Source organism: Mesorhizobium sp. M4A.F.Ca.ET.022.05.2.1, assembly GCF_003998845.1.
Taxonomy (GTDB): Bacteria; Pseudomonadota; Alphaproteobacteria; order Rhizobiales; family Rhizobiaceae; genus Mesorhizobium.
Genome location: NZ_RZOJ01000355.1, coordinates 1 through 6,232, shown reverse-complemented (window position 1 = coordinate 6,232; position 6,232 = coordinate 1). Strand labels below are relative to the sequence as shown.

Annotated in this window: 5 protein-coding genes; all 5 read left to right on the top strand. The window is 64.4% G+C overall.

From position 1 onward, the window contains the following. Window positions 1-1,203, top strand: a 1,203-nt coding sequence (locus tag EN745_RS27325) for a CmpA/NrtA family ABC transporter substrate-binding protein (protein WP_127422696.1), incomplete at its 5' end; no start/stop codon positions are given. Window positions 1,204-1,307: 104 nt separating this feature from the next. Continuing rightward, the gene (locus EN745_RS27320) at window positions 1,308-2,201 is read left to right on the top strand and encodes an FHA domain-containing protein (RefSeq protein ID WP_127407532.1); all 894 of its coding nucleotides are present in this window, start codon (window positions 1,308-1,310) and stop codon (window positions 2,199-2,201) included. Window positions 2,202-2,778: 577 nt separating this feature from the next. After that, window positions 2,779-4,095: a CmpA/NrtA family ABC transporter substrate-binding protein gene (locus EN745_RS27315; protein ID WP_127422695.1), complete on the top strand. Its 1,317-nt coding sequence runs from the start codon at window positions 2,779-2,781 to the stop codon at window positions 4,093-4,095. 132 nt (window positions 4,096-4,227) lie between these two features. Beyond that, window positions 4,228-5,118, top strand: coding sequence for a nitrate ABC transporter permease (gene ntrB / locus EN745_RS27310; RefSeq protein ID WP_127422694.1), 891 nt, complete (start codon window positions 4,228-4,230; stop codon window positions 5,116-5,118). 10 nt (window positions 5,119-5,128) lie between these two features. Then, window positions 5,129-5,926 carry an ABC transporter ATP-binding protein gene (locus EN745_RS27305; protein WP_127422693.1) on the top strand — a complete coding sequence of 266 codons (798 nt, stop codon included), beginning with the start codon at window positions 5,129-5,131 and terminating at the stop codon, window positions 5,924-5,926. Window positions 5,927-6,232: the final 306 nt, after the last annotated feature.

The following is a 6,232-nucleotide window of genomic DNA, read 5'->3' as shown; positions in this document are numbered from 1 at the left end:
CTTTTCGACAGCGCCGTGCTGGTGGCGGCCGGCGAACTGGGCTTTGCCGCGCGCGAGGGTATCGAGCTGACGCTGCATCGCGAGACCTCCTGGGCCAACATCCGCGACCGCATCGCCATCGGCCATTTCCATCTGGCGCACATGCTGGGGCCGATGCCGTTGGCCTGCAGCCTCGGCCTCACGCCGATCGCCTCCGAAACCATTGTTCCGTTCTCGCTCAGCCTCGGCGGCAATTGCGTCACAGTCTCCAATGTCGTCTGGGACGGCATGGCGGCGCATGGCGCGGAACCCGATCTCGATCCCGCGCGGGCAGGGGCCGCTCTTGGCGCGCTGATCCGCGGGCGGGCCACCACGGGGAGCGAGCCGCTGCGCTTCGCCGTCGTGCATCCGCATTCCGGGCATAACTACGAACTGCGCTACTGGCTCGCCGCCTGCGGCATCGATCCCGAGCGCGACATCGAGATCGTCATCGTGCCGCCGCCCTTCATGGCCGATGCGCTGGCCGCCGGCCGCATCGACGGCTACTGCGTCGGCGAGCCCTGGAACAGCGCCGCGGTCGCCGTCGGCATCGGCCATATCGTCACCGTCAAGGCGCTGCTGTGGCGCAACAGCCCGGAGAAGGTGATCGGCGTGCGCAAGGCCTGGGCGGAGGAGAATCCGGAGGCGCTGGCGGCGCTGCTGCGTGCATTGCATCATTCGGCGCGCTGGTGTCAGGACCCGGCGAACCATGCCGAACTGGCGGCGCTGATGGCCGGGCCGGGCTTCCTCGGCCTGCCGGCTGCGGTGCAGATGCCGATCCTGACCGGACAACTCAGGCTCGGCGGCGGCGCCGAGCGGGCGATCGCGGATTTCTTCGTGCCCTTCGACAAGGCGGCGAATTTTCCGTGGAAGAGCCATGCGCTGTGGTTCTACACGCAGATGGTGCGCTGGGGGCAGTTGGCGCACACGCCGGAAAACCTCGCCATCGCCTGGAACTGCTACCGGCCCGACCTCTATCGCTCGGCGCTGAAGCCGCTCGGCGTGGCGTTGCCCGGCGCCAATGCCAAGGTCGAAGGCGCGCTGAAGGCCGCGACCCCTGTCGGTTCGGCAGGCGCAAGCCTGGTGCTGGGCCCGGACGGGTTCTTCGACGGCCAGATCTTCGATCCCGACGAGATCGAAGCCTACATTGCCGGCCAGAAACACGCTGGTTCCTTGGCGCAGTAGATCCGACGTGCCGGGGTAGCGGATCGCCAATGCGCGCAAGTTGATAAGTCAAAGGCAATTTTGGTGTGCTATATACGCTGCGTTCTCGGGCGGATACGAGATCGATGGATCAGGAAAGACTTCTGGCCGCAGTCCTTTTGGCCGATGTCGTGGGCAGCACGCCTCTCTATGAGCGCATCGGCGACGATGCCGCTCTGCAGCAGGTTTCGGATTGCCTGGACGCAATGGGAGCGATCGTCGCCCAGCACGGCGGCGATTTCATTTACTCGAAGGGCGATGACGTACTCAGCCTGTTCGAGAGCCCGGAGACCGCGCTGAGGGCCGCCTGCCAAATCAGCCACCAATTGACGAAAGGCCCGTTGTGCGCCCGTATCGGATTACATTTCGGGGCGGTCATTCGCGCGCGGGGCGCGGTATTCGGCGACGTTATCAACGTCACCGCCAGGTTGTCCAGCACGGCCAACCCCGGGGAGGTGCTGATCAGCCAGAGCTTCTTCGAAGGCCTTACCGCGGGGAGCCGCAGTGGCCTGCGGCTCCTCGACAAGATGGCTTTCAAGGGGAAGCAAGAACTCTTCGATGTCTATACTCTGAGGAGCGACGACGGGACCCTCAGTAATACGCACATCGCCAGCCGGGGCACCATTGTCGATAGGCGCTCCGTCCCGCCGCCGCAGATCAAGCTAGTCATCGGCTATGGAGATCAGTTGCGATCCTGCCGAAACAACGAATTCGTGACGTTCGGCCGATCTCCGGAATGCAATATCGTCGTCGATCTGCCCTGGGTCTCAAGGCACCACGCCACCTTCACCATTTCAAATGGCAAGGCCCGGCTTATCGAGCGAAGCTCGTCGGGCACATTTGTGTCGATGGGACCCGACCATGAAGTATTCGTGCGCCGCGAAGATATTCTCCTCTTCGGCTCCGGCGTCATCTCGCCTGGACGAAGATCGACCCTCGGCGACGTCCAGGTTCTGCACTACGAAATTGTCTCAGGCTGACCCGGCCTATATTGCCGGCCCGCAATCGGCTGGCTCCCTGGCGCAGACGTTCTGACATGTCGATAGGGCGGGGTGCCGGATCGGACGCCTTGGAGATAGCCGAAGCGCCATGTCGTCGTCATCCTGGAGCGAAGCGACGCGGCGCAGATCCCAGGATCCGCGCCGTGACGTCCCAATCTGTCAAAATCACCGTGTCGAGAGCTGGTTTTGCGGACCTGATTATTTTTGCGCCACTCTTGTGCATTGCACAATAATTGTGCGTGCGCTTGTGCTAATGAACAATCTTTGGCCTGTGCGTCCTGCGGGTCGGCGTGCCGATCCTTGTTCTATGCAGTTGATTTAATTGGTGTTCGTCATCTCATCTGAAACTGGCACGGTTTCTGCATTGCAATAACCAGGCTCCTCGCGGAGTCACGGAACAGGCGTCCAATGGCGGGCGCCACAGGCAAAGCTGCCGCTCAGGTCGACACGCGATCCCGGATGTACGGACGCGAGCGACCTGGCCGGCAGCTTTTTGTTTTGACCGAACACGCAATCGACGGCGCCGGTCCCAAGCGGCGTCCAACCGGAGATGACGATGACGAAACGGATCGGAACTGGAACCACCCTCAAGGGCATGTCGCGTCGCGACTTCCTCGCCAGAAGCGCGCTGACGGCGGGGCTGCTGGTGGCGGCGCGCAAGCTCCTGCCTTCGGGCGCCTATGCGGCGACCGCCGCGCCGGAAGTGACCGGCGCCAAGCTCGGCTTCATCGCGCTCACCGACGCGGCGCCGCTGATGATCGCGAAGGAGAAGGGGCTGTTCGCCAAATACGGCATGCCCGATGTCGAGGTGCTGAAGCAGGCCTCCTGGGGCGCGACGCGCGACAATCTGGTGCTCGGCGGCGAGGCCAACGGCATCGACGGCGCCCATATCCTGACGCCGATGCCCTACCTCATGCATACCGGCAAGGTGACGCAGAACAAGCAGCCGATGCCGATGGCGATCGTGGCGCGGCTGAACTACGACTGCCAGGGCATTTCAGTCGCCCAGGAATACGCCGCCACCGGCGTCGGCCTCGACGCCTCCAAGCTGAAGGAGGCTTTTGCGGCCAAGAAGGCCGCCGGCAACGAGGTCAAGGCCGCCATGACCTTCCCGGGCGGCACGCATGACCTCTGGATACGCTACTGGCTGGCCGCCGGCGGCATCGATCCCGACAAGGACGTCTCGACCATCGTCGTGCCGCCGCCGCAGATGGTGGCCAACATGAAGGTCGGCAACATGGACGTGTTCTGCGTCGGCGAGCCGTGGAACGAGCAGCTCGTCCACCAGGGCATCGGCTTCACCGCCGCCACCACGGGTGAATTGTGGAAGGGCCATCCGGAAAAGGCCCTCGGCCTGCGCGCCGCCTTCATCGAGAAATATCCCAACGCCACCAAGGCCATCCTGATGGCCGTCATGGAAGCCCAGCAATGGTGCGAGGCGATGGAGAACAAGGAGGAGATGGCCTCCATCATCGGCAAGCGGCAATGGATGAACGTGCCGCTCGCCGACATCATCGGCCGCCTCAAGGGCGACATCAACTACGGCAACGACCGCGTCGCCAAGGGCACCGACCTCTACATGAAGTTCTGGAAGGGCGGGGTTTCCTACCCCTTTAAGAGCCATGATGCCTGGTTCCTCGCCGAGAACATCCGCTGGGGCAAGTTCGCGCCGACCACCGACATCAAGGCGCTGGTCGACCAGGTCAACCGCGAGGATCTGTGGCGCGAGGCGGCGAAGGATCTGGGCGTCGCGGCAAGCGACATCCCGGCCTCCTCGTCGCGCGGCGTCGAGACCTTCTTCGACGGCAAGAGCTTCGACCCGGCCAACCCGTCAGCCTATCTCGACAGCCTGAAGATCAAGGCTTCTGCTTAGGCGCGACGGCGCAGCACGCCGTCGTCGCCAAAGCGCAAACGGCGCCAAAGCGCCGTTTGTCGCCGGCACCGCCCCAAGCGCAACGGCGCTCGCGCCGTTGTCGCCACTGACCCCACGGAGCTTCGCGAAGACATGTCCATCCAAACCGTCGAGGACACCAAGGTGAAGGCGTTTCCCGTAAAGCCCGCCGAGGTGATCGCCTTCACCGCAAAGGCGAGGCGCCGCATCGACCCGCTGGCCGTTGCCGGCAAGCTGGCGACGGCTCTGGTGCCGCCGGCCGTTGTCATCCTCGTCCTGCTCGTCGTCTGGCAGGTCGCCTGCTCGTCGCCGACGGCCAGCCTGCCGCCGCCGAGCCAGGTGTGGAACGAGGCCTATGACCTGATCGCGCATCCGTTCTTCGACAACGGCCCGCAGGACATCGGCCTTGCCTGGCGAGTGCTGATCTCGCTGCAGCGCGTCGCCATCGGCTTCGGCATGGCGGCGGTGGTCGGCGTGGCGCTGGGCGCGCTGGTCGGCCAGTCGGTGTGGGCGATGCGCGGCCTCGACCCGGTGTTCCAGATCCTGCGGACCGTGCCGCCGCTCGCCTGGCTGCCGCTGTCGCTCGCCGCCTTCCGCGATTCCAATCCGTCGGCGCTGTTCGTAATTTTCATCACCTCGATCTGGCCGGTGATCATCAATACAGCCGTCGGCGTCCGCAACATCCCGGAGGATTACCGCAACGTCGCCCGCATCCTGCGGCTCAACCAGCTCGAGTTCTTCGTCAAGATCATGGTGCCGGCGGCCGCCCCCTACATCTTCACCGGCCTGAGGATCGGCGTCGGGCTCTCTTGGCTCGCCATCGTCGCCGCCGAGATGCTGACCGGCGGCGTCGGCATCGGCTTCTTCATCTGGGACGCGTGGAACTCCTCGCGGCTGCCCGACATCATCGTCGCGCTCGTCTATATCGGCGTCACCGGCTTCTGCCTCGACCGGCTGGTCGCGGCGGTCGGCGCCTTCGTCACCCGCGGCACAACGGCAAAGTGAGGAGGGCGCCATGACCGCCTATCTGAAGCTCGACCATATCGACAAATCCTTCGCCCGCGGCGGCCAGGTCAGCGAGGTGCTGAAGGATATCAGGCTCACCATCGACAGGGGCGAGTTCGTCTCCATCATCGGCCATTCGGGCTGCGGCAAGTCGACCTTGCTCAACCTCATCGCCGGGCTGACCAGGGTCTCCTCGGGCGCCGTGCTGCTCGAGGACAAGGAGGTCGACAGCCCGGGACCTGAGCGCGCCGTGGTGTTCCAGAACCATTCGCTGCTGCCGTGGCTCACCGTCTACGAGAACATCAACCTTGCCGTCTCCAAGGTCTTCGGCCGCACCAAAAGCCGGGCCGAGCGGCATGAGTGGATCATGCGCAACCTCGATCTCGTGCAGATGGCGCATGCCAGGGACAAGCGCCCGGCCGAGATATCCGGTGGCATGAAGCAGCGCGTCGGCATTGCCCGCGCGCTCGCCATGCAGCCGAAGATCCTGCTGCTCGACGAGCCGTTCGGCGCGCTCGACGCGCTGACCCGCGCCCACCTCCAGGACGCGGTGATGGACATCCACGCCCGGCTCGGCACGACCATGATCATGATTACCCACGATGTCGACGAGGCGGTGCTTCTGTCCGACCGCATCGTGATGATGACCAACGGCCCGGCGGCAACCATCGGCGAGGTGCTTGCCGTGCCGCTCGCCCGGCCGCGCCGACGCATCGAGCTTGCCTCGGACCGCACCTTCCTGCGCTGCCGCGAGGCTGTGCTGAAGTTCCTCTATGAGCGCCACCGCTTCGTCGAGGCCGCGGAGTAGCGCCATGACCGGAAAGCGCGTTTCCGTCGGCAATAGGCAATGCATCGGCAGTAGGCAATCTGCCGCACTGCACAAATTTTATGCTGCCGTGCAAGGCGTTCTGACTAATCTTTGATCCTCCGCCGGGCTCGTCAAAAGTCGCGCGGCTGCGGTTTCGCATTGATATTATTTGATAATTCAGCGCGCTGTCGAACTGGCACGCTTCCTGCTTTTAGGAATGTAGGTCCCTCGGGGCCAAGAGACACGGCGTCCAATGGCGGGCGCCACAGGCAAAGCTGCCGATCAGGTCAACACGCGATCCCGGGT

Excerpts from the sequence above, each read along its gene's own strand:
- ntrB (WP_127422694.1), top strand. The coding sequence starts at position 4,228 with ATGTCCATCCAAACCGTCGAGGACACCAAGGTGAAGGCGTTTCCCGTA.
- EN745_RS27305 (WP_127422693.1), top strand. The coding sequence starts at position 5,129 with ATGACCGCCTATCTGAAGCTCGACCATATCGACAAATCCTTCGCCCGC.
- EN745_RS27320 (WP_127407532.1), top strand. The coding sequence starts at position 1,308 with ATGGATCAGGAAAGACTTCTGGCCGCAGTCCTTTTGGCCGATGTCGTG.
- EN745_RS27315 (WP_127422695.1), top strand. The coding sequence starts at position 2,779 with ATGACGAAACGGATCGGAACTGGAACCACCCTCAAGGGCATGTCGCGT.